This window comes from Thermogemmatispora tikiterensis, assembly GCF_003268475.1.
Classification (GTDB): domain Bacteria; phylum Chloroflexota; class Ktedonobacteria; order Ktedonobacterales; family Ktedonobacteraceae; genus Thermogemmatispora; species Thermogemmatispora tikiterensis.
The window spans coordinates 1485415-1509420 of the sequence record NZ_MCIF01000002.1; the positions used below are offsets into that span (position 1 = coordinate 1485415).

At 60.3% G+C, this 24006-nt stretch carries 19 protein-coding genes; 9 read left to right on the forward strand and 10 right to left on the reverse strand.

Annotated features, from left to right (window positions below; translation table 11 throughout):
- Positions 1-8: 8 nt before the first annotated feature.
- On the reverse strand, positions 9-1166 hold the full coding sequence (gene thiO, locus A4R35_RS06030) for a glycine oxidase ThiO (protein ID WP_112427498.1): 1158 nt from the start codon (positions 1164-1166) through the stop codon (positions 9-11).
- A gap of 268 nt (positions 1167-1434) precedes the next feature.
- Here thiO and A4R35_RS06035 point away from each other — a divergent pair, with 268 nt between their 5' ends.
- On the forward strand, positions 1435-2322 hold the full coding sequence (locus A4R35_RS06035; protein WP_112427500.1) for a manganese catalase family protein: 888 nt from the start codon (positions 1435-1437) through the stop codon (positions 2320-2322).
- 339 nt (positions 2323-2661) lie between these two features.
- On the opposite strand, the gene A4R35_RS06040 is transcribed toward A4R35_RS06035, so the two are convergent.
- From A4R35_RS06040 to A4R35_RS06060, 5 genes are all read right to left on the reverse strand, one after another.
- On the reverse strand, positions 2662-3594 hold the full coding sequence (locus A4R35_RS06040) for a DnaJ C-terminal domain-containing protein (protein ID WP_112427502.1): 933 nt from the start codon (positions 3592-3594) through the stop codon (positions 2662-2664).
- Positions 3595-4227: 633 nt separating this feature from the next.
- Entirely contained in the window at positions 4228-6135 is a 1908-nt protein-coding gene (gene dnaK, locus A4R35_RS06045) for a molecular chaperone DnaK (protein WP_112427504.1), read from the reverse strand.
- 236 nt (positions 6136-6371) lie between these two features.
- Positions 6372-6941, reverse strand: a complete 570-nt coding sequence (locus A4R35_RS06050) for a nucleotide exchange factor GrpE (protein WP_112427506.1) — start codon at positions 6939-6941, stop codon at positions 6372-6374.
- Positions 6942-7338: 397 nt separating this feature from the next.
- The gene (locus A4R35_RS06055) at positions 7339-7959 is read right to left on the reverse strand and encodes a MerR family transcriptional regulator (protein WP_112427508.1); all 621 of its coding nucleotides are present in this window, start codon (positions 7957-7959) and stop codon (positions 7339-7341) included.
- A gap of 254 nt (positions 7960-8213) precedes the next feature.
- Positions 8214-9014 carry a hypothetical protein gene (locus A4R35_RS06060; RefSeq protein ID WP_112427510.1) on the reverse strand — a complete coding sequence of 267 codons (801 nt, stop codon included), beginning with the start codon at positions 9012-9014 and terminating at the stop codon, positions 8214-8216.
- Positions 9015-9402: 388 nt separating this feature from the next.
- On the opposite strand from A4R35_RS06060, the gene A4R35_RS06065 reads away from it, so the two are divergent.
- The 4 genes from A4R35_RS06065 to A4R35_RS06085 all read left to right on the forward strand — a co-directional run bounded on the left by A4R35_RS06065 (position 9403) and on the right by A4R35_RS06085 (position 14001).
- Complete coding sequence (locus A4R35_RS06065; protein ID WP_112427512.1) at positions 9403-9909, forward strand: MerR family transcriptional regulator; 507 nt, start codon at positions 9403-9405, stop codon at positions 9907-9909.
- Positions 9910-10394: 485 nt separating this feature from the next.
- Positions 10395-11756, forward strand: coding sequence for an MFS transporter (locus A4R35_RS06070; RefSeq protein ID WP_223258222.1), 1362 nt, complete (start codon positions 10395-10397; stop codon positions 11754-11756).
- 512 nt (positions 11757-12268) lie between these two features.
- Entirely contained in the window at positions 12269-13084 is an 816-nt protein-coding gene (locus A4R35_RS06080) for a lipoyl protein ligase domain-containing protein (RefSeq protein ID WP_112427516.1), read from the forward strand.
- 65 nt (positions 13085-13149) lie between these two features.
- On the forward strand, positions 13150-14001 hold the full coding sequence (locus A4R35_RS06085; RefSeq protein ID WP_112427518.1) for a PIG-L deacetylase family protein: 852 nt from the start codon (positions 13150-13152) through the stop codon (positions 13999-14001).
- Positions 14002-14092: 91 nt separating this feature from the next.
- Here A4R35_RS06085 and A4R35_RS06090 read toward each other — a convergent pair whose 3' ends face one another.
- Entirely contained in the window at positions 14093-15028 is a 936-nt protein-coding gene (locus tag A4R35_RS06090; RefSeq protein ID WP_189361380.1) for a C39 family peptidase, read from the reverse strand.
- A 401-nt stretch (positions 15029-15429) separates the two neighbouring features.
- Here A4R35_RS06090 and A4R35_RS06095 point away from each other — a divergent pair, with 401 nt between their 5' ends.
- Positions 15430-17145 (forward strand): hypothetical protein, encoded by a 1716-nt coding sequence (locus A4R35_RS06095; protein WP_112427522.1) that lies wholly within the window; start codon positions 15430-15432, stop codon positions 17143-17145.
- Positions 17146-17192: 47 nt separating this feature from the next.
- On the opposite strand, the gene A4R35_RS06100 is transcribed toward A4R35_RS06095, so the two are convergent.
- Positions 17193-18821 carry a long-chain fatty acid--CoA ligase gene (locus A4R35_RS06100; RefSeq protein WP_112427524.1) on the reverse strand — a complete coding sequence of 543 codons (1629 nt, stop codon included), beginning with the start codon at positions 18819-18821 and terminating at the stop codon, positions 17193-17195.
- A 409-nt stretch (positions 18822-19230) separates the two neighbouring features.
- Here A4R35_RS06100 and A4R35_RS06105 point away from each other — a divergent pair, with 409 nt between their 5' ends.
- Positions 19231-19437: a KGG domain-containing protein gene (locus A4R35_RS06105; protein WP_223258223.1), complete on the forward strand. Its 207-nt coding sequence runs from the start codon at positions 19231-19233 to the stop codon at positions 19435-19437.
- Here A4R35_RS06105 and A4R35_RS06110 read toward each other — a convergent pair.
- Both A4R35_RS06110 and folP read right to left on the reverse strand, forming a co-directional pair.
- Positions 19434-20858 carry a bifunctional folylpolyglutamate synthase/dihydrofolate synthase gene (locus A4R35_RS06110; protein ID WP_189361382.1) on the reverse strand — a complete coding sequence of 475 codons (1425 nt, stop codon included), beginning with the start codon at positions 20856-20858 and terminating at the stop codon, positions 19434-19436. The genes A4R35_RS06105 and A4R35_RS06110 overlap by 4 nt on opposite strands.
- A gap of 21 nt (positions 20859-20879) precedes the next feature.
- Positions 20880-21797 (reverse strand): dihydropteroate synthase, encoded by a 918-nt coding sequence (gene folP / locus A4R35_RS06115; RefSeq protein WP_112427528.1) that lies wholly within the window; start codon positions 21795-21797, stop codon positions 20880-20882.
- Positions 21798-22308: 511 nt separating this feature from the next.
- Between folP and A4R35_RS06120 the strand changes: the two genes are divergently transcribed.
- The gene (locus A4R35_RS06120) at positions 22309-22803 is read left to right on the forward strand and encodes a B-box zinc finger protein (protein WP_112427530.1); all 495 of its coding nucleotides are present in this window, start codon (positions 22309-22311) and stop codon (positions 22801-22803) included.
- A 29-nt stretch (positions 22804-22832) separates the two neighbouring features.
- Positions 22833-23960, forward strand: coding sequence for a polyprenyl synthetase family protein (locus A4R35_RS06125; protein WP_112427532.1), 1128 nt, complete (start codon positions 22833-22835; stop codon positions 23958-23960).
- Positions 23961-24006 lie beyond the last annotated feature (46 nt).

Consider the following 24006-nt stretch of genomic DNA (forward strand, 5'->3'; position numbering starts at 1 on the left):
GCCATCCATCATAGCTCGCCTCGCAGCTCTGTTCCAGAGGCGAGGGCCTCGAAGCGTTCGGGGCCACAGGCCAGCAGCAGCGGAGAACGCCGTCCCGTGCAAATCAAATCGCTGATCAGCCGACCAGTGATGGCACTCAGCATCACCCCAACACTGCCATGTCCAGTCGCTAGAAGGACATTCTGCCAGCCAGGGAGAAGGCCCAGGATTGGCAAACCATCAGGTGTGGTTGGGCGCAACCCAGCCCAACTATCTTCAAGCCTGGCGTCAGTCAGCATCGGTACTAGACGCCGCGCCTGCGCGAGCAGCCAGGCCACTCCCTCGGCAGTCACGCGCGCCTCAAAGCCGGCCTCCTCACGCGTAGCTCCCACTGTCAGCGAGCCATCTCGCCGGGGAATAAGGTAGATGGCGCGGCCAAAAATAAGGTGACGGAGCGCCGGCAGCCCCGCCGGCGGGCGTAAGCTCAGCAGCTGCCCCCGCACAGGTCTCACTGGTACAGTGTGGCCCAGCCAGGCGCAGCACCGGGCGCTCCAGGCCCCCGCCGCAATCACCAGGGAGCCACAGCCAATCTCTTCACCCGTCTTCGTCTGGACAGCCAGCACCCGACCAGCACGCTGGCGCAGGCCACATACTTCGCAGCTTTCGTAGCAACGGGCCCCAGCTTGACGAGCAGCCCAGGCAAGCGCTTTGAGTAGCTCCCTGGCTCTAAGCTGCCCTTCCTGGGGAGCGTAAACAGCCCCCTCGACCTCAGCGCTGAGCAGCGGCTCCCTCCGCCGCGCCTCTTCTCCACTGAGCCAGCTCAGCTGCAAACCTAGCGGTTGCCAGTGGGCCAGTCGCCGCTGCAGACGCGCTACCGCCCGCGGCTCGCAGGCTAGACGCAAGGCCCCACGCTGCTCAAGCTCGATTTGAAGACCGCTGCTCGCCTCTAGCTCGGCCACCAGCTCTGGCAGGAGTGAGCAGCCCGCGAGCAATAACGAAGCCATAGGGCCTGGTCCATTGAGTGGGCCAAGTGGAGCCAGCAGGCCCGCCGCCGCTGCCGAGGCCCCAGCGCCGACCTTCGCTTGCTCCAGGAGACAGACGTCAACCCCAGCCCGGCGGAGATAGTAGGCGATCGACCAACCAATGACTCCAGCCCCAATAATGACTACATCTGCTTGATCATGCATTCTCCTCTCCCCGTTCTTGACCGCTGATATCCTCTCGCCTCCTCCTGCCTGCGCCAAGGAGAAGTATAGCCTCTTTCCCCGGCCTGAGCATAGCCCAGGCGTTTCGGTAAGCCGATCAATTTTCTACTACAGAGGTATCTCATGCCAAATAATCTCTTCAATTTATAGCAACTTGATATATTGTCAGCTTGTATTAGTGTTCTAAAATAAGTAAGGGATAGGAAACAGAGTTTCCCGCTGAAAAGTCAACAATAAGGAGGATAACGACATGTTCTTCCATGTACAGAAGCTCATCAACGAGATCGTTCCAGATGAACCAGACCCGGCAGCGGCTAATGCCCTGCAAGAGGGGTTAGGTGGTCAGTTTGGTGAAATGCGCACAATGATGCAGTATTTGTTCCAGAGCTTCAACTTCCGCGGCAAGGCCAAGCCCTATCTCGACCTGATTCAGGGCATTGGGGTTGAAGAGATCAGCCATGTCGAGCTAATTGCCACTACCATCAACCGTCTTCTAGATGGCTCGCCGCGCTACCGTGGAGAGATTCCGGCCAATGGAGCCACCCCGCTCAACATCGCCCTTAAGGAGGGGAACATCCACCACTTTCTGGTCGGAGCGCAGGGAGCGCTGCCCATCGACGCCGCTGGCAATCCCTGGTCAGGCTCCTACGTCTACAGCAGCGGCAACCTGGTACTCGACCTGCTCAACAACCTGGTTCTGGAAGCCACCGGGCGGCTCCAGAAGTGTCGCCTCTACGAGATGACTAACAACAAAACCGCGCGTTCCACCATTGCCTATCTGATCGTGCGCGACGAGGTGCACGAGAAAGCCTACGCCAAAGCCCTGGAGACCCTTGGAGTCCAGTGGGGGAAGATCCTGCCCATTCCCAAGTTTGACGCTAGCAAGCTACCTGAAGTCAAGCGTCTGATGGACATGGGTCTCCATAACCAGCTCCATCACTGGCGCCTCGACGGCTCTGAGATGGGCAAGATCTTCCAGGGACCGTCGCCAGCCCAGGATGGCACTTTGACCACCACTCAGAAGCCACCCGAAGGAGCCCCCATCAAGCTCAGCGAGGCTCGTCCCGAGGAATTTTCCCCGGGCCTGACGCCGGAGCTGGAGAGGCTGATTCAGCAAATCGAGGCCGTCAAGGTCTGAGAGCAGTAGGGCACGCGCCAGCCTGGCCAGGCTGAAGCGCGAACAGAACGGGCAAACCGACCTCAGCAGAGAAACGACAACCGGGCATGCTCTCGCCAATACGTCCCCGAAGAGTATGCCCGGCTTCTTGCCTCCTTCTCATCTCATTGGCATCTGCCACGGGGAGCCAGCGTGCTCACGCCTACTTACTGAGAGACAAGGGCCGCCATCCGAGAGAGAGACAACAACAGCACACCTCCTCCACCGCTGCTCTCACTTCTTCTCACCTGTCACCAGTTTAGCAGCGATCCGGCAGATAGACAGGCAGGCAAACCAGCATAGCCAGAGAGCCAGCAACTGTCACCGCAGCGAGCGAGCAAAGGCTTCGAAGAGACGACGCTGTTCCTCGGTCAAGTGAGTTGGCAGAACCACATTCACCTCAGCGTAGAGGTCGCCACGCTGATCGGGCTGTCCCAGAACCGGCATGCCCTGGCCACGCAGGCGGAAAGACTTGCCATTGGGGGTCTCCGGCGGGATCTTCAGCAACAGGCGACGGCCTGACGGCGTCGGCACCTCCACCTCACCGCCCAACATAGCCGTTACCAGAGGGACATCGACCCGCGTACGCAAAATCGTGCCCTCACGAGTAAAGCGTGGATCAGGCCGGACATGGATACGCAGATAGAGATCGCCGCGCCCAGCAGCCCCCGGGAGTCCTTGACCAGGGATACGGATGCGTGCACCATCCTCGACACCGGCAGGGATCTTGACCTCCAGACGGCGGCGGCTGCCATCGAGATCCTCCAACTCGATCATACGGGTAGCGCCGTCGTAAGCCTCCGCCAGCGATACCTCTAACACTGACTCCACATCGCGCCCAAGTGGAGCCTGGCGCCCGACAGTACGGCCTGTCCGTGCCCGCCCACCGAAGGGGCTGCCAAAGAACATCTCGAAGAAATCGGAGAAGGGCGAAGCGCCACCGAGCAGATCCTCCAGATCCTCCTCAGTGATCGTCTGATAGCGATATCCGCCAGAGCCAGAGGCACCCGGCCAGCGCCCATAGCGCTGATAATAGCTGCTCAGCTCATCATACTTCTTGCGCTTCTCAGGATCAGACAGGACCTCGTAGGCCTCGTTAATCTCCTTGAAGCGTTCTTCCGCCTGCTTATCTCCTGGATTTACATCAGGGTGATACTGGCGCGCCAGCTTGCGGTAAGCCTGCCGGATAGTCTTATCGTCGGCGTTACGATCCACACCCAGGATCTTATAATAATCTTTATAATCGACAGCCATAGGTGCCTCCCCCCAGGAAGATGTGAACTACAGGCCCTTCAAGCAAGAAAGCAAGCAACTAACGACCTGCCTACCTCACCACCCATTCAGTCTTCCACGGGCCAGACAGGTTCCATACCTTGAAGAGGAACGACCGCCTGCAGAAGAACAATGGGATCAACCACTTCCGACACAAGCATGTCCTTCTCCCTTGCCTTACGGGAAGGCAGGGGAGCCACACGCGCAGGGAAGCAATCTTCACAGGCAAACAAGCAGACAAGCAAACATATCAGTATCTCATTCAACGGACCCGACGTCGGCATCAGTCACGCGAGGTGGCAGCGGAAGGAGGACGGCGGCAGCCAGTGCCAGCCCGCTGCCGAGAGGAAACAATCTGCTTGGTAGGCGGTCTAGTAGCGCTGGTCAGCCAGCTCACCAGGCAGAGAGCGAGCAGAGAGCGTGATAGCTCTTACCTAGATTCGTGCAGTCTGGGCCGCTGGCGAGCTGGCCGGTCCACCTGCCGAGGAGGCGGCCTCGCTAGCTAGCCTGAGCAGCCGAGCGAGGCCGCCTGACGCAGAGCAAGGGCCAGCCAAGCCAGGCCAGGCCAGCCAGCCAGAGACGAGGTACCGGGGTACCAACCAGGGAGCGAGCGGCTCAGACCTCGCGATACTCACCCTCGATGGGGCCAGAATCACCACCATCGGAGGGGTTCGAGCTGGAGGACGAGCCGCCGCCCGGAGCAGCACCGGCACTGGCTCCAGCCTGGCTGTAGATCTCTTGGCCGATGCGCGACAGCGAGCGCTCCAATTCATCCAGTGTGCTACGCACACGAGCGACATCGCTGTCTTTGAGGGCCTCTCGCACCGCCGCAATGTTGCTCTCCACCTCGCTGCGCAGGCTGGCCGACACCTTATCGCCCATATCGCGCAGCGTCCGCTCAGCCTGATAGGCCACGCTATCAGCGCGGTTGCGTAGCTCGATCTCTTCACGGCGGCGCCGATCCTCTTCCGCGTACTGCTCGGCCTCGCGCACCATGCGCTCCACTTCCTCCTTGCTGAGGCCGCTGGAGGCCGTGATCGTGATCTTCTGCTCGCGCCCGGTGGCCTTATCGCGCGCCGAGACATTCAGGATACCGTTGGCGTCGATATCGAAAGTCACCTCGATCTGCGGCACACCACGCGGAGCGGGCGGAATCCCCTCCAGACGGAAGCGGCCCAGGCTCTTGTTATCGCGAGCCAGCTCGCGCTCGCCCTGCAGCACATGGATCTCGACCGCCGTCTGATTATCCTCAGCGGTGCTGAACAGCTCCGTCTTGCGCGTCGGGATCGTTGTATTGCGCTCGATGAGCTTCGTCATCACACCTCCCAGCGTCTCAACACCCAGGGAGAGCGGCGTCACATCGAGCAGCAGGACATCGCGCACCTCGCCCTTGAGCACACCGGCCTGGATCGCCGCACCGATCGCCACCACCTCATCCGGGTTGACCCCCTTATGTGGCTCCTTGCCGAAGAGGCGGCGCACCATCTCGATGACCGCTGGCATGCGCGTCTGGCCGCCGACCAGAACCACCTCGTTGACATCGCTGGGGCGAATACCGGCATCGGCCAGAGCCTGCATCACCGGTCCGCGAGTGCGCTCGATCAGATCGCTCACCAACTGCTCCAGCTTGGCGCGCGTCAAGGTCATCATCAGATGCTTGGGGCCATTGGCATCAGCGCTAATGAAGGGCAGATTAATCTCCGTCTGCAGCGAGCTGGAGAGCTCAATCTTTGCGCGCTCAGCGGCCTCCTTCAGGCGCTGCAACGCCATACGATCCTGGCGCAGGTCGATGCCATGCTCCTTACGGAACTCATCGGCCATCCAGTCGATAATGCGCTGATCGAAATCATCGCCACCCAGGTGCGTATCGCCATTGGTGGCCTTCACCTCGAAGACGCCATCACCGAGCTGCAGAATCGAGATATCGAAGGTCCCGCCACCCAGATCGTAGACAGCGATGATCTCATCCTTCTTCTTATCCAGACCATAGGCCAGCGAGGCCGCCGTCGGCTCATTGATGATACGCAGAACCTCCAGACCGGCGATCTTGCCGGCATCCTTCGTGGCCTGGCGCTGCGAGTCGTTGAAGTAGGCCGGGACCGTAATCACAGCCTGCGTAATCTTCTCGCCCAGCTTCGCCTCGGCATCCAGCTTCAGCTTCTGCAGGATCATCGCTGAGATCTCCGGCGGGCTGTACTCACGGCCACCCATCACGACCCGCGCATCACCATTGGGCGCCCTGGTAATCTTGTATGGCACCAGCTTCATGGTGCGCTGGACCTCGGGGTCATCGAAGCGGCGCCCCATCAAACGCTTGACCGAATAAATCGTGTTCTCCGGGTTGGTGATCGCCTGGCGCTTGGCAAGCTGACCCACCAGTCGCTCACCTGTCTTGGTCACCGCCACCACCGACGGTGTCAGGCGCGAGCCTTCGCTATTCTCCAGGACTACCGGCTCGCCCGCCTCCATCACCGCCACCACCGAGTTGGTTGTCCCAAGGTCAATGCCGATCACTTTAGCCATCGCTACAATCCCTCCTTCGTGGAGGAGAAAGCGCTCTTCTGAGAAGACTCTCTCCTCACACTACTCATGCTTTCACTCACTTCGTTCCTTCAAGCTCTTTCGTCATCTCGTCACTTCAACACCGTTATACCCACGTCGCCAGCCATAGCAGGGCAGGTCTCTGTCAGTACTTGTATCACATATCACAAAAACTGTCAAGTCAATTTACCCAAACCGTCAGATACGGAACCAGGCAGTTATGGAGCAGACGGCGAGGAAGTAGTAGACTGTGAGCCGGCCACAACGACTTGAGCTGGGCGGACAATGCGCTCGCCAAGCATATAGCCGGGGCGCACGATCTGCAGGACAGTGCCCTCGGGGGCACTAGCCTGGGTATCGAGGGCCACGGCCTCGTGCAGGCGCGGGTCGAACTGCTCGCCCTGGCGCCCAATCTGACGGATGCCCAACTCGGCCAGGGTACTGGCGAGGCGCCGGGCCACCAGGTGCAGCCCCTGAACCCAGGGCTGGTGGGCCAGTTCAGGGGGAGTGGCGCTGAGGGCGCGTCCCAGATCATCGAGGACGGGCAGCAGACGCCGCAGGAGAGCAATCTGGGCACTGAGGCTGGCCTCCTCCTGCTCTTGCCCCACACGGCGCCGGTAGTTGATAAAATCGGCCTGTGAGCGACGCAGCATATCCAGGTACTCTTCTGATCGCCGCTGCTCCGCGGCTAGCTCGCGCTCCAGGCGACTGACCAGTTGCGCTTTATCATCCTCCACGGCCTGCTGTGGCCTGGCTTCCTGCTGTCGCTCCTGCCCTTGATGCCACATTTCCTGCCTCCTCTAGCGCGAAGACGAGGCCAGCAGTGCTCCGGCACCCCCCGGCTGCCCCTGACCAGCCGCCTCGCGCAATGTCAGACCTGTAACTTTTAACTCTATCATAGTTTGTCAAACGCTCGCTGAACTGACGGGCATTTCTTTAGCAGAAGCTCGGAGAAATACGAGTCTGCTCTGCTCTTGTCCCGCCACCTCTTTCCTGTTTGCTGATCTTCGGAACACCCTTGCCGAGGCAGCCAGCTGCTTGCGCTCCCAACTCCCCCGTTTGGGCGTCCGCCCCCCCTGAGGTGGGGCGAGCGCCGTCGGAGCCGGACTGGCACAGCGTGCGCGCAGGCAGGCAGGCAGCCTGCTCTCCCTTTCCCCTTCCATCCTCCTCTCTCTTCCACTCTGCTCACTCCCGCGCCGACTCAGAGCCTACCGCTCGCTCAGCGGGATCAGCCTCAGCGGCGTGCTGGTCTGCCTGCGATAGCCTGATGCGAGCTAGGGACTGCGACGGCTGCCCGGCAATGTCCGCCTGTCCAGCCGCTGCCTCCTGCGAGCTGTGCTGCTCGCCAACTCCAGCTTGCTCGCTCAACGCCCGGCGTACCTCGATACGCACTCCGGCACTTTCTCCGACCTCGCCCAGCCCCAGCACTTCGAAGAGCCGACGCATCTCACGCAGCGCATTCTCAGCACGCATTTGCGCCTCTCTTGCCTCTTGAATCTCCTGCTGGAGAACGCGGACATGCCTGCGAATCTGCATGATATAGCGAATGCCAACCGCGTTCACTCCCTGCTCATATAATTCGGCCACCTCTTCGAGGATGGCCAGATCACTATCGGAGTAGAGGCGATTCTTGCCGCTTTGACGCGCCGGCTCCAGGAGGCCCGCTTTTTCCAGCTCTCCTCCATAGCGTCGCAACATGTGCGGAGGCAGCCCCAGTAGCTCCGAGACAACCCCTATGGTGTACTTGTGAATTGTGTCTCTCGGCTCACCTGGGACTCTCGCAGATGGCCTGGATCGTCGCTTCATGCCAAGCCTCCTTCCTCAACGACCTCTGACCTGGCCCGCTGTGCCACGCTGTGCCATGCTGTGGGCATCACGCACGCCCCTTCACCCCTGAACCTACCTCCCCACGAGGGGCGCACGCTCACCTGCTCCCCGCTCCCGGGACCTATCCATAGGATATACTTTTTAACAATTTTTGTCAAGTGATTTGTCCAAAAATCAAAGGAGCTACTTGCAGGCCGATGGCTGGCCCGACAAGATCAGACTCAGCTGAGCACCTAAGACTGGAGCAAACGCGTCAGGGCCTCCGCTTGGGCACTGAACCTGGCCAGGCGCTTTTTTTTGAGATTCTCGCGCAGAATCCAGGCAATATCCTTGTCATTCCAGCTGGCACAGGTCTGCATCAGCGCAAAGCCTTCCTCCGGGGCGGCAGCTGTGACGACGCTGAGACTGTAACCCAGAGTCTGACGTAGGGAGCGAAAAGCGGCTTGATGGCGATCCGCCGGCGGCAGCCGATGCAGCCGCTCCAGAACCTGGCGATGAATGCTGAGAGCTGCTGTGATGAACCGATGCTCCAGGAGCAGCGATGGCTCAGCCAGGGCCGCTACTGCGGCACGCTGGTGCAGCAGGAGACCTTCGGCAGCCAGGCGACTAAGCTGCGCCAGGGTCTCTGCGCTGGCCGCAGGAAGCAGTTGCTGATAGGCCATAACTACTCCCTCGCGAATACGCCAGCAGGGAGAAAGCGCTCGATCTTCTAAGAGGGCTAAAGCCCATGCTCGCCAGTCTGGCCAGACCGCCGCACAGGCCCCCAGAGCAATGAGACCACACAGGACGGTGAATTCGGCAGGGGTATTGCTCTGCACGTCTTCACGCTCCGTGCTCAACAGATAGGTCAGGAGCGTTTCGACAGCTGGCTGATCATTGGACATGTGCAAGGCGAGGAGATGCGCTAGATCATAGGCTAAGGCCAGATTGGCCCGGGGGCCCGGCAGATGGCTCTGCTCCCGCAGATAGAACTCCAGGAGCCGCGGTCTGCCGCGTAGGGCTTTGTCAATGAGCGGTTCTAGTGTATCTTGCATGCTGTTTCAGTTCCTTTGTCTACGCTATCAGGGTCGCTGCCCTGATTGTAGCACAGAGTCATCGCTGTCTCTAGTTGCTCCTTGCTCGTACTTACGGTTGTCCACTCCTATTCCAGCAGACCAACTGGTGCTGGCTGTGCTCCTTTTTCACCCCTGACTCGCTAACCCACATTCGCGCCTCACTCTTACGACATGACCTCTCACTTCCTTAACCTTGACGTAAACGGTAAACCTGTGCTACAATGGTAACGGACGGCTGGCGAAAGCGGTGTTGAAGAGCAGCTTTGTGCAGCTGCAACGGTCGATAGCCCTGGCCAGACGGCCAGGTCGCCAGGCGACAGCGCTCGTTCTCTTGTTGTAATTCGCTCTCCAGGAGGTCGCCTCAGCGATGGCTATGGCAGATGCGGCATGCTCCTCCGAGCAGACTGGCACTGGTAGACGACGCTTCTCTCCTCTTCTGACAATTGAGCAGGTGGCTTCTCGTACCGGTCTGACGAAGCGGACGCTGCGCTACTATGAGGAGCTGGGCTTGCTGCGACCCACTGGACGCAGCGATGGCAATTATCGCCTCTATAGTGAGGACGATGTGGAGCGCGTGGAACGCATTAAGGAGCTGCGCGACCTGCTGGGCTTCTCACTGGCAGAAATTCGCGCATTCCTGGAGGCCGACGACGAGCGCGAGCAGCTCCGCGAGGCTTTCCGCCAGGAGAGCGATGTCGAGGCCCGCCTCGCTCAGCTCGAGCGTTGCGATACCTTGATTCAGCGCCAGCTACAGTTGATTGAGCAGAAGATCACCGGCCTGGAGCAGCTGCGCTCCAGCCTGCAAGCAAGGCTGGACCGCCACGCCCAACGTCGCGCTGAGTTGCTCCAGCAACGATCCTCACTTGACAAGTGAGCTTTATGCTCCTGGCGCAAGTTTTTGGCGACATATATAGTTATATTTCTAATTATTAATATGTAATGGCAGCTGTCTCAGGGGAGCAGACCAATCCCTGAGCGTAGGCAGGTCAGGGGCATGGCCACCTGACAGATGCTTGCAGGTGCAGGGGCACATGAGGTCCCCGGCATAGTGTTTCCTTCCCGAAGGAGATGTGGACCGGAGACAGCGGCGAGGTCATGCCGTCCGGTGTGGCCCGCGCGCCTTCCACTGGCGTTCCGGTCCACATCTTCTCCTTTCGTAGCTGATATCGCCTTGCCTCACCGGCACTGGCCCTTTGCGGAGCGACTCTCTGTCCCAGCACTCAAGCACCGGTTCCACCGCTCTCCTGACACGGCCTCTTGGAGATTCTCTGCTCATTAGCTTTTTTACCTGCATTTCTTTAAACGGAATTCCTTGGCAGATTGAGTTGATTTTCTTGAGAGAAGGGATGTGTTAGCAAGATGCGCGTTTCTTCAGAAGAAGAGGTGACCTTATCAGCGCCTGATATGGCCAGAGAAGCTTCCGCAGCTACTACGACGACTGCTGTGCTCCAGCCCGCGCCATCGCAAAGCGGGATTTTTCGCGCCTTCCGGGCTTTACGCCACCGTAATTTTCGTCTTTTCTGGTTCGGTCAGCTTATTTCGTTGATCGGGACCTGGATGCAGACCACAGCTCAAGCATGGCTGGTGCTGGAGTTGGACCATGACGCCTGGTTACTTGGTGTGGTCGGGGCCCTTCAGTTCTTGCCTGTCCTCTTTTTCGCTCTCTTCGGGGGCATTATTGCCGATCGTCTCCCGAAGAAGCGCATTCTGGTGCTGACGCAATCGTCAGCCGCGGTGCAAGCTTTCTTGCTGTGGGTGTTAGTGGCCAGTGGTGCTGTGCAGATCTGGCACGTGCTGGTGCTGGCTTTGCTGCTGGGTATTACGAATGCGCTCGATATGCCGACACGGCAGGCTTTTGTGGTCGAGATGGTGGGACGCGAGGATCTGCCGAACGCAGTGGCCCTGAACTCCTCCTTGTTCAATATGGCCCGTGTGCTTGGTCCCGCTATTGGTGGCTTGTTGATCGCCCGCCTTGGGGTGGCGCCGCTCTTTCTGCTCAATGCACTGAGCTTTCTACCGGTGATCGCGGGCATCGCCATGATCGACTCCCGTCGTCTCTACGCTCAGGCCCGCTTGCCGCTAGGCAAGCAGGGGCAGCCCAGTCCTCTGCAGAGCTTGCGCGAAGGGCTGGCCTATGTGGCGCATACGCCGTCTGTGCTGCTGGTGATCGTGGTGGTGGGCCTGGTCTCGCTCTTCGGGATTAATTTCAATGTCTCGCTGCCGCTCTTCGCCACGGATGTGCTGCACGCCGGACCGGCAGGCTTTGGCTTCATCTCCTCCGCCTTCGGGATCGGTTCGCTGCTTTCAGCTCTCTGGCTGGCCTGGGCCAATAAGCGGCCCACTATTCGCAGCCTCCTTGTTAGTGGCATCGCTTTTAGCATCCTGGAGGCCGGGTTTGCCATGTCGCCGTGGTATCCGCTGTCATTGGTCTTGATCGCCTTGACCGGCTTTACGCAGATCGCTTTCTCGGCGCTGGCTAATACGACCTTGCAGGCTGTGACGCCAGACCACCTGCGTGGGCGCGTGATGAGCGTCTATATGATGGTCTTCGCTGGTAGCTCGCCCATCGGCAATCTGTACACGGGCGCCCTGGCCGATCTGTTCGGCGCTCCAGCGGCGGTGCTGGCTGGTGCACTCCCCAGCCTGATCGCTGCGCTGGCTGGCTGGTTCCTGCGCGGACCTGCCGAGAAAGATTTGACGGAATCGCCACAATTTCTATAACTGGCTCACGCCTCCAGCCCCGCCAGGCCCACGCTACCTCAACCGCGCTGCTATTATCGGTTGCAGGCCAAGCTTAGGGGCCTGGCGCCGGGCTTTTTCCAGCCAGTCTCTCCTTCGCTGGCATGCCCTGGCTTTGCGACCCAGCGCATCGCCGTGCCTGCCAGCCTGGCGACTGGCCTGGGTCAAGCAGCAGTCTACTATCCGTAGCCTCTTTGTCAACGGCAGCGCTTGCAGTATACTGAAAGCAGGGTTCGCGCTCCCGCTCCGGTCGCTGCCGTCATTGACCTTGAGTGCCCTGACCGACTCCACGCGGATCGCTTCCTCAGCCCGGACCGCTACCATCCTGCCGACTGCGAGGCCAGATCAGCTGCGCAGGTGCGTGAGCTGCGCCGCTCGGGGTGACAGCGGTGGTGCTGGCGGCGGCTGTTCTCAGCCTGAGCGCCATTCTGTCCAGCTCGGCTGATTGCTGCGCGAACCAATGGAGAAAGATTTGATGGAGCTGCGATACAGCTATGGCTGCGACTGATGACCTCGCCTGGCGTATCCTGCCGCTCACCGTCGCTGATCAGCAGGTGCATCTGGACTACGGTCTGCGGCTGCTTGCCGGTAACGAGGCGCCTCAGCCACCGACCCTTTATTGGTCGCAGGCCAACAAGATAGGTCTGGTGCTGGGTTTCTCTCAGAAGGCGGCCCAATTGAACGTCGAGGCCTTGCGCCAGCTGGCCTTGCCGCTCTATCAGCGTCAGGCCGGCGGCACAGCGGTCCTGGTTGGCCCTGATCTGCTGGCGCTGGACGTCTTTTTGCCGCCAGGACATCCTTTCATTCTGGCGGACGTGGTGGAGTCCTACCGCTGGCTGGGAGAGAGCTGGGTAGCGGCCCTGGACCGCTTAGGGGTTACGACACGCCTTGTTCCACCGGCAGAGGCCCGCGCTCAGCAGGCTCTGCTGAAACAGCCAGCTACGGCGTCGCGCGAGGCCGTGCTGCGCCGCGCCTGTTATGGGTCGCTCTCTCCCTACGAGGTGGTGGCGCCTGATCAGCGCAAGGTAGTGGGACTGACTATGATCCGCCGTCGTACAGGGAGTCTGCTACAGTCCGGGCTGCTGCTGCGCTGGGAGGTGGAGCCGCTCGCCCTGGTTCTGGGTCAGACGGCAGAAGAGCAGGCTCTGCTGCGCCGCGAGCTGCCGCGCCGTGCTGTGGGACTGGAGACTCTGGCAGGCCGAGCGGTCTCCGTTGCAGAAGTGATGGTCGCTTTCGAACAGGCCCTGCTGGCTCGATGTTTCTCTCCTCCAACGCCGCAAAAGCGCCCCACATCTCCTGCTGAGACTTGACGAGGCGCCGCTCTCGTGCCTATACTAGGCAAACTCCATGAGTATAGTAGCAGAGGTCCTTTACTATGGCAGATAGGAATGCACCAGGAGCAATTGAGGTTATCAAGGTTCCAGACTACGAAGCGATGGTCATCGGGGCCCATCCCGATGATGCAGATTTTGCTGCCGCGGGAACCAGCGCCCTCTGGGCTCGCCAGGGGAAGAAGATTGTCTGGGTTATTATGACCGACGGTACGGAGGGTACCGAGGTACCCAGTATGGTGGATAGGGAGCTGATGATGGTTCGCGAGCAGGAGCAGCGCCTGGCCTGCGAGGTGCTTGGGGTTCAGGCAGTGGAGTTTCTGCGCTTCCAAGATGGCCATCTGGTGAATAATGATGAGACGCGCAAGGCGGTGGTGCGCTTGATTCGCAAATACCGTCCGCGTATTGTGATCACCCATGATCCGACCCAGCACATTTTTGCCCCCGATCCTGACGAGGAGCCAGATGAGACGGCCTATCTGAATCATCCTGATCACCGTGCCACTGGCAATATTGTGCTCGATGCCATCTTCCCGGCGGCGGTTAATCCCCACGCTTACCGCGAGCTGCTGGTTGAAGGGTTCCTTCCCTATCAGGTTCACGAGCTGTATCTTTTCAACAGCGAACACGATAACACCTATATTGACATCAGCGAGACGATCGAACTGAAGGCCAGGGGCCTGCAGTGCCATGTCAGTCAGTTTGGTCCCCAGGCGAATCTGCTGGAGGGTGTGAAGCGTTGGGCTGCTGAGACGGCCCGCGAGGCCCAGCAGAAAAAGGGTCTGCAGATGCAGTATGCCGAGGGCTTCCGGCGCATCAAGCTCTACATCCCCGGCAAGGAGAAAGGGAACCAGGAACAGCCTTCGGAAACCCAACAGGAGCAGGCTGCTCACTAAGCAGGCAACTGCCACCACCGGGAAGAGCCGTTAGCGAGGAAGGCAGGCGCAGCGCGAAATGAGTCGGGGAAGAGCTGACACGGCGAGATTATCAGGAGGCTTGTGGCGTCAGCACGGCGTAGAAGCCGCCCCAGAGCTGCCGGAAGCGTGAGCGTGCCATTGAGGTGTAGTTAAGGCGCGATGAGTCGACCAGGTAGACCGTGCTCGTATTACCTCCACGCACCACCAGCAGGTGACCGCCAGGAAAACGATCAGGCGGGAAGCTAACAATCACCGGGCGCCCGCTGTTAGCGATGGCCAGCATCTGGTCGAGCGAGAGATTGTGCCCCCAGAGCGTGTTGAAGTGGAAGCGAGCAGCGGTACGAGCGATACCCACCTCTTCCAGCAAGCCCTGGTCAGGTGTAATCTCATGGAGAGCAGACTCGACCTTTAAGATGTCGGCGATGCGGTAGTGATAGCCATAGGAGTTGATGACCACCGTCATAGCGGCGGCGGAGCAAGCCGAATAAGCCCAGATCTGATATTGGGCCTGGGAGTCATACTGCGCAGGATCGAGCTGATTGATGCGCACCAGGTGACTTGTGGCATCGTAGTGAGCAGTAGAGGCCGGTGCGTTCGAGGTCATCGTTGCCGCTGGCTCAGCAGTCCACAGATAGGGAAGGACAAAGCCTACTCCACGGGAGAGAAAGAGCTGCGAGCCGAGAAAGATGACAATCAGCAACGAAACCAGGCCGAGAAGGAGAATCTTCCAGGGGATCTCACGCCAGGGGAAAGAACCAGGGCCATAGACACGCTCAGAAGCCACTGAGAGCGAGAGTACGCTCGCGCTGCGTCTTCGCGGTTGCGCCACGGTTGCGATCGGGCTTTGGCGCGCGCGTAAGCGAGGTGTGTTCGGAGTGCGCAGTAGGCGCTCTGCGGCAGCAGGGTGGCGTTTCCGGCCTCTCAGCGATGGGCGCGCGGACAGGTAGAGACCGAACAGTGAGACGGTCAAGGCGACCGCAAAGAGCACGAGCACGAGCACAGGCATCGATACAGGCTCCTCAGCATCGCCAGGGTGCCACGTCTCTGGCCGGCTGTCGCGCAGCGGAGCGCGCCATTTTCCTGGCAGTGAGTATGATGTAGCCAACGGTCTGGCTAGAAGGAAGTATAGCATAGCCCACGCCAGTCGGGCAAGGCGTATCCTGAGCAGGGGACAGGGTGTCACATCTTTTTTAGACTAGTGCCTTTCTGACTGAAGACAGCTCAGAACACGTACTCTGATAGAAAGTCACCCCCCGCCTCCGCTAGCCGGATCTTCCCCCTCCTTTCCCCCCGCGCGCACCTGGGCGGTACTCTATGCTATTATCAGAAGATGTGAAAGCTTGAGAGTGAGCGTGAGCACCTGCAGCAAGCAGTTGTACCGCGTATCAGGCAGGAGCGCTTTTGACAATGGCCATCCTGGCAGGCTGGTTAAGCAAGCAAGTCATACCCGAGGCAGTAATTGAGGAGCGGCTCCTACGCATGGCCGCGGTGCTAGAGCAGCGCGGTGGTGAGCGAGCGCTGGTGTTGCAACCTGGGGCGGGTCTGGTGACCTTCGCCGATCCACTGGTGGGAGTCGCTACTCAGCAAAAAACGGCGCTCCTGGATTGGCTACCGGGTCAGCAGACTTTTGTCTACCGCCGTCCACTTACTGGCTGGCACCCGCTCTACTACGTGCAGGACTGGCCAGAGCCGGGCGACCTGCTCTTTGCCAGCGAGATCAAAGCCCTGCTGGCCGCAGGCGTCCCGTGTCGCCTATTCCTGCCAGCCCTGGAGGCTGTGCGGCGCTATGGGTTCCTGCCAGCGCCGTGGACGGCCTTTGCCGGCATTGAGGTGGTTCCTGCTGGCTCCTTACTGCGCTGGCAGCAGGGGCGTACGCTTGTCAGCGAGCTGCATGATTACCGCCTGGCGGCCTCTGCTTCAGGGGGAGAAGAAGGGGAAGCAACCCCAGATGCGGTCAAGGCAGCCTTGCGTGAGCTAGATGAGATCCTCTGTGCACAGTGTAGACATTTGCTGCCACTGCCAGCCGCCCCCTTGCTGGTGTTGACCGCCGGGACAGGGGCAGCGGCCACGAGCGCAGAACTGCTCAGCTGGGTTGCCCAGCAGCAGCAACAGGAGAGCAGCCCCTCCCTCCAAATCGCCACCCTGGCCTTTGCTGGTCAGCGCCATGCTTACACGAGCGCGGAAGCGCTAGCAGAGCGTCTCAAGGCCGGTTTGCTGGCCATTCGGGGAGTCGACGCGCCAGAGTACTGGTTAGCAACGGTGAGCGCCATCGAAGCGCCTTGCGCGCTGACCTTTCCGCTGGCTTTGCATCAAGCCCTGCACACGGCAGGGGTCGAAAGCAATGCGCGCCTGGCCTTGTTGGGATTGGGAGCACGCCCCTTGCTTGCTCCTCCGCCTTCCCCCTCTCTGGCAGGACAGGAGAGTGTAGAGCTGTTCCACAGGTATAGTGTGCTCCTACACGGCAGATCGTCCAGGCCCAGATTCCCTATTACCGAGGGAGACCAGCTATGGGCGCCGGAAGTCAGGCGTTGTCTGGCCGAGAGTCCAAGCTGGGAGGAGACCCGCCATGCCCGGCGCCTGGCCCGTAAGACACTGGCGCTGCGCCAGCCCTGGCAGCGCTGGCGTTATCTGGACCTGCATCTACGTCTGCCCGACCTGCTTCTGCAGACAGCGCAGCAGCTGGCAACCTTTGACCGGCTGATCCTGGTGGCGCCGTTTGCGCTGCCGGAGCTGGCGGAAGCATTGGCCCTCCTTCCGCCAGACTACGAGCATCTGATCAGGCAGGCCCCTCCTGGGAACCAGCTCAGCCCGTTTTTACTCGCATCTCTGGTCCAGAGCTACCGCAGATCGTCGGCCCAGGCAGCCTGGCCAGCGACGACCCTCCTCAGTGCGCCGGCTCGCTCATTGGCAGCCGAGCTAACCGGCGCGACAGCCCTGAGCAGCATCGGTCGCGACCTGCTCGCCGAGACCCTGACTCCGACAGCCCTGCTGCAGACCGGGATTTTCGCCCCCAAGAGCGTGGAGGCCCTGCAAGAGCGTTCCCGTGGCGGTGGTGTGCCACGGGAACTGGTACTGGTTTTCACAACGCAACTGCTCTGCAAACTCTTCGGGGCCACGCTCTAGCGCCAGGCCTGGCGCTGGCTCTCCTCGCAAGCCCAGGCAGTCCTGGACTAGGCCTGACTGGCTAGGCGCGACTCGTACTGGGCACGCAGCACCTTCTTATCGAACTTGCCCACGCTAGTCTTGGGGATGGCTTCCACAAAGATCACTTCGTCTGGCAGCCACCACTTGGCGACCTTGGGGCGCAGGAACTCAAGGATCTCCTCGGCACTCACCTGGCCAGCAAACTCCGGTTTGGGAACAACGCAGGCAATCGGGCGCTCGGACCATTTCGGATGAGGCACACCTACCACACAGGCTTCGAGTACCTTGGGATGCCCCATAATCAGATTCTCCAGCTCCACCGAAGAGATCCACTCGCCACCCGACTTCACCAGGTCCTTGGTGCGGTCAACGAGCTGGATCATGCCATCGGCGTCAACGACGGCCACATCGCCTGTGCGCAGCCAGCCATCGACAAACTTCTCGCCGGAAGACGCATCTTTATAGTAAGCTCGGGCCACCCACGGGCCACGCACCTGCAGCTCACCAAAGGTCTGCCCATCCCAGGGCACTTCTTCGCCGCTCTCAATATTGACCACGCGGAAGTCGACGCCAGGTACAACCGTGCCCTGCTTAGCGCGAATGCGGAACTGCTCTTCGGCAGGCAGGTCACGCTGATAGCTGCGCAGACGTGTAAGGGAGGCCAGCGGCGAGGTTTCGGTCATGCCCCAGGCATGGATAATGGTAATGTTCTTGCGCGCCAGACCCTCGATCAGCGACTGAGGCACCGCCGAGCCGCCACTGATGATGGCACGCAGAGAGGAGAAATCAAACTGCTCCTTCTCCAACACGTTGAGCAGGCCGATCCAGATAGTGGGCACGCCAGCGGCGAGCGTCACGCGCTCCTTCTCCATCAGTTGGGCAATGCGCAGGGGATCAAGAAAACGCCCCGGCATCACAATGCTTGATCCCATCATGACACCTGCATGCGGAAAGCCCCAGGCATTGGCATGGAACATCGGCACAACCGGCAGAACACGATCCTGCTCACAGAGACCGGGGCCATCGGCCAGACCCACACCCATCGAGTGCAGGAAGATCGAGCGATGGCTGTAGACCACACCTTTGGGGTTGCCCGTAGTACCGGAGGTATAGCACATGGCTGCCGCAGTATTCTCGTCTAGCTCGGGCCAGGCATAAGTCGTCGGCTGCGTGGCAATGAAGTCCTCGTAGTCCACCACGGGATGCAGCTTCTGAGGTTGATAGGGCGGCTGCCCCATCACCACATAGAGCTTGACCGTCGGCAGCCGATCGGCAATCTGCTCCAGGGCCGGCACCAGGTCACCATCGACAAAGATCACCCGGTCTTCAGCGTCGTTGACGATGTAGACCAGCTGCTCGGGAAAGAGGCGGATATTGAGGGTGTGCAGGACGGCCCCATAGCAGGGGATGGCAAAATACAGCTCCAGATGGCGATAGGTATTCCAGGCAAAAGTTGCAACACGGTCACCCTGGGCAACGCCCGCTTCCTTGAGAGCGTTCGCCAGTTGCATAGTGCGCTTGCCCCAATCGGCGTAGGTGTAACGATGGAGTCCTTCCTCCGTCTGCGTCACGACCTCTTTGCGATAGAACAGGCGCGTGGCCCGATTGAAGGCGTGTTGCAGCGTCAGCGGGTAGTTCATCATTAAGCCTTGCATGTGCGCATCTCCTGTCGTGGATCAAGCGTTACGACATCGTACCGGGGCGGGGCATGGGCCGGAACCGCAACGCCCTGCTCTACAGTATTGTACGTTGCAACCGCCGCCCTCTTCCAGAGAGCCAGCGGCTTTTTTTCACAACCAGCAGGCCGCTCCGCCGGGTCTGGCCTCTAACAAAACGCCACAATCTTAGAGACTGCTGAGAATTCAGACGATTTTTGTAGGTTTGCTTGCCCAAGGATTTGAGCTTCTGTTATCCTGGTATACAGAAGAGCCAATATAGCATGCCTGGCTGCTGTCACAACCCGGCATAGTGGCGGGGAAGACGGGGGCAGGAGGAGCGAGCCGGCCCCAGCAACCAGCGGCAACCGATACACAGGTTAGTCTAGATCGAGCAGAGGAGCTGACTATGATGATAAGCAAGACGGGGCGCCCGCGTGGGCTGGCCGCGCTCAGCCCCGAGCGTCGACGCGAGATCGCCAGCAAAGGGGGCCGTACCTCGCAATCGCGCGGCACGGCCCATCAGTGGACAGCAGAAGAGGCCTCAGCGGCGGGCAAGAAGGGCAGCGCCCGCTATGCACGCAGGCGCGCTGAGCTGCAAAGCCAGCTCAGCTAACCTGCGTGGTCAACGCCTTCGATGGTGGCCGCCACCTGCTGGTTGCCCCGGGCCGCAGCCCAGCGCAGCACTTCGCCAGCCAGGTAGAGCGAGCCGGCAGCACAGACAGCATCTTCTCTTTCGGCAAGCCGCAAGGCCAGATCCATCGCCTGACGGCTGGTCTCGGCGTGATAGAGGGGCACGTGAGGAGCGTGGGTCCTGAACTGGTCGGCAATTTCCTCGATGCGCAGCGAACGGGGATTGGCAACGGTGGTGATGACAACAGCATCGACGCCAGCCAGGGCCTGGACCATACCCGCAACGTCCTTGTTACGCAGGGTTGAGAGGACTACGACGAGCCGCCGGAACTGGAAGGTGGCCCGTAGCGCTTCGAGGAGGCGCTGCATCGATTCAGCGGTATGAGCGCCATCTACCACGACCAGCGGCTCCCGGCCAATAACCTCCAGGCGCGCCGACCAGTAGACCGAGCGCAAGCCTGCTCGCAGGGCCTCCTCGCTCCACTGAATGCCTTTGTGACGCAATGCCTCCAGGGTGGCTATGGCCGCCGTGGCATTCTCAAGCTGGTGTTGGCCCAGCAAGGATAGCTCCAGTCCACGATAGACAGAGGTGGGAGTCTCGACAGTAAAGCGCTGACTCTCCGGGGTGCGCGCTTCCAGTGCATAGCGATAACGCAGCGGCGGAAGGCGACCTGCCCGGACCTCTTCTTGCGCCGGATCGCCTTCCGCCGGCCCTACCCGGATGAGTTCGGCCTGTTGCCTCTCGCTCACGGCGGCAATGGCCAGCAGGGCTTCTGAGGCTTGAGCCGAGGTGACGACTGTCCCCTGCGGCTTGATGATACCAGCCTTCTCGGTGGCTATCTTGGTGAGCGTATCACCCAGGACCTCCATGTGATCGAAGCCAATGGAGGTAATGACCGAGACCAGCGGCATGGTGACATTGGTGGCATCGAGCCGTCCCCCCAGACCAACTTCAATTACAGCGTGCTCGACCCCCTGACGTGCGAAATAGAGGAAGGCCAGGGCGGTCGCTACTTCAAAGGTGATATAGGGTCCAAAGCGCCCCTCTCGTTCGATACGCTCGACAGCGGCGCGCAGCTCGGGCACAAGCCTGGCTACATCCTCTTCACCAATGAGCTGGCCGTTGATGCGAATTCGCTCACGAAAGGTGTGTAGATCCGGCTGCGTATAGAGGCCAGTGCGCAGACCCGCCTCACGTAAGACACGCTCGATGATGGCTGCTGTTGAGCCTTTCCCCTTGGTACCCGCTATGAGAGTGCAGCTGTAGGCCTGGTGTGGATTGCCAACGGCCTCTAGCAGACAACGCTCGCGAGGCAGATTCTCGTTGCGATCGCGCACGTAACTGCCGCCGCGTTCATAGTCACTGAGGCTGTAGAGATAGGCAAGGGCTTCCTGATAATTCACTTCGATCGCTACACCTTTCACTCAGGATTTTGGAATAGAAAAGGCTCCACGCACGATAGCATCGCTCATTTTGACAACGCGCATCATCTCACGTACATCGTGAACGCGGACGATATCGGCTCCCTGGGCGATGCCAAGAGCTACTGTGGCGGCAGTGCCTTCGACACGCTCTTGGGGCGGGAGGCCCCCCAGCACCAGGCCGATGGTTGATTTGCGCGACGTTCCAAGCAGGAGAGGGCGCCCGAGGCTGCGCAGTTCGCTCAGGCGTCGGAGCAAGGTCAGATTCTCTTCAGGCGTCGTACCGAATCCGATGCCTGGGTCAATAATGATGCGCTCCCAGGCCACTCCTGCCGCGAGAGCGATCTCAATGCTGCCCGCCAGGAAGCGCAGGACATCGCTGACGATATCGCGTTTCTGAAAGCCGCGCATGTTGGCCATAAGGACCACGGGGACACCGCGCTCGGCAGCCAGAGCCGCCATCTCAGGATCAGCGCGCAAGCCCCAGATATCGTTGATCAGGTTGGCCCCGGCCTCCAGCGCCTGCCGCGCAACCTCAGCCCGATAGGTGTCGATGGAAATAATGATGTCCTCGGGCAAGGCTGCACGCAAGGCCCGAATGACGGGCAACACCCGCTCTTGTTCTTCTGCGGGCGAAATCGCTGAGGCGCCTGGGCGTGTCGACTCACCTCCTACATCGATAAAGGTCGCTCCTTCACTCACAAACTGTTGGGCCTGCGCGACAGCACGCTGCACTACCTGGTCGCGCACGGCGGGATCGCTTAAGGTGGCTGCTCCTGTGGGAAGCAAGCCATCGCCGGCAAAGGAGTCAGGGGTGACATTAACGATGCCCATCACATAGGTGCGTCGACCCCATTCGAGGTGATAGCGATCCCAGATAGTCGGCGGTAGCGGTACGGTTGCCGCTGCTGCTACGGACATGGCTGGCTGCCCTCACAACAATAGAGTTCTTGTCTCTGGCCCAAGCTGCAAAGGGTCTCACAAGAGTGGTCGCTTCAGCCTGGACTTCCAGAGTCTCTCGGCGACAGGACGCCGTTGCGCGCGCATGGTCGGGTCGGGTAGGGCCAAGATCGATTGTCCTCCGCCTGCTTCGCTCCGATGCCTGGTCCTGGTGCCTATATTATCTTATCTTCTGGCAGCGCGAGGCTGCAAACCTGATCTTGCCTGCTTGTCTGCTATCCAGATACCCGGGTCGAGCCACTGCGGGCAAGCGGTAGGCACCGCTCCCTCCCCTGGAAGCCGGCTCGCTAGACCATCCCGGTCACAATGCGGCACAGGTATGCCCCTCATGCTATACTACACAGAGAGATAGAGATATTGCTCTCCTAGTCAGGCCAGCCGGCCAACTTGACTAACTACCCGTGATCCAGCAAGCAACTCATTAACCGCACCGCTCTATCAACTATAAGAAAAGGCAGAGGAAGCAGAGACAATGGAAGATCCCATTACGACGCGTCGACGCCAACAGGCGCTGAGTCAGTCCCGCCGCTGCCGAGAATGCGAGCAGGAGGCCCTGGGGCGCTGTCCCGACTGCCATCGCAGCTTCTGCCAGGAGCATTTTCCGAAGCAGCAACACTCGCCCTGCGCCGAGCGGCAGCTGCGCCTGGCTGAGATCCAGGTCTGCTACGTCTGTGGCGTCCCGGTTTATCCAGATCAGTGGTCAATCTCCCGTACTTCACATTTCATCGATCAATACCGCTGTAAAGGCTGTGGGCGCTATGTTTGCGAAGAGCTACATACCAGGAAGAAAGATGAAGATGTCGTTATTGTTCGCGAGGGCTTGCGCGGCCATCGCTACCAGTACACGATTCGCTACTGTGATCTCTGTGCCCCTCTCTCCTACGTGGGTGGCCTCAAGGGGTTAGCGCGTTGGGTGACGCTGGTGGGAACCGTTGTGGCCCTTGTCTTTTTTCACTTTCACCCCTAAGATAGGGAAAAAGTTTTCTGCGGAGAAGCATGGCCATCTCAACTACCGTTCAAGCAACGCTCCAGCGTTACCGCGAGGAGATCCAGGCCGCACTCAGGGAGGCTGTGGCACGCGCCACGGCCTCTACCGGGGCAGAGGCTTCCGGGCTCCTGCAAGATTACTATGGTCAGATGCGCTATCATCTGGGCTGGGTCGACGCCCAGTTGCATCCCATCAACGCTCAGACGGGCAAGCTCCTGCGCCCTACCTTACTGCTCCTCTCTTACGAAGCCGCTGGCGCCTGGGGGCAGCTTCCCCCTGGGGATGAGCCACGTCACTACCTCCAGCGGGCCTTGCCCGCTGCGGCAGCCATTGAGCTGACCCACAATTTCACCCTCATCCATGACGACATTGTGGACGAAGATAGCGAGCGCCACCACCGTCCTACAGTTTGGAAGCTGTGGGGTGTGCCTCACGCCATCAATGCCGGCGATGGCATGTTCGCTCTCAGCCGCCTGGCCCTCTGGGGCCTGCTGGAGATCGGTGTTGATCCCGCCCTCGCTGCCCGCCTGGCCGCTCTTCTCGACCGCACTTGTCTGACAATCGCAGAAGGCCAGTATCTCGATATGCTCTTCGAGAGACGTATGGATGTCTCGGTCGAGGCCTACATCGAAATGATTCGACGTAAAACCGCTGCCTTGATGGCCTGCGCTGCCGAGATGGGGGCCTTGCTGGGCACACAGGACGCAGAGACCGTGGAGCGGCTGCGTCATTTCGGTGAGGCTATCGGCCTGGCCTTCCAGGTGCGCGACGACGTACTGGGCGTCTGGGCCAGTCTCGATGAGCTGGGCAAGAATCCCGCTGGCGATATCTACCGACGCAAAAAGAGTCTGCCGATCCTGCACGCCCTGGCCCAAGCCCAACCGGCTGATCGCGAGCGGCTACAGATCCTGTACCAGCAAAGCGCTCCTCTGAGTCGAGAGGAGGTGGACGAGATCCTAGCGATCTTTGCTCGCACGGAGACACGCTCCTACTGCCAGGCTTTTCTGGCCGAGCAATGCCGCCGAGCGCGCGCCGCCCTGGATGCTGTCCCTGCTTCGTCTACCTCACTCGCCAAGCGCGCTCGAAGCGACTTAGAAGCCTTTGTGGCTTTCATTGAAGCAGCCAGCCAAAACTAGCGTTCAGCAGCACAGGATCATCCAGGGCCATCGGCCTCAGCAGGCG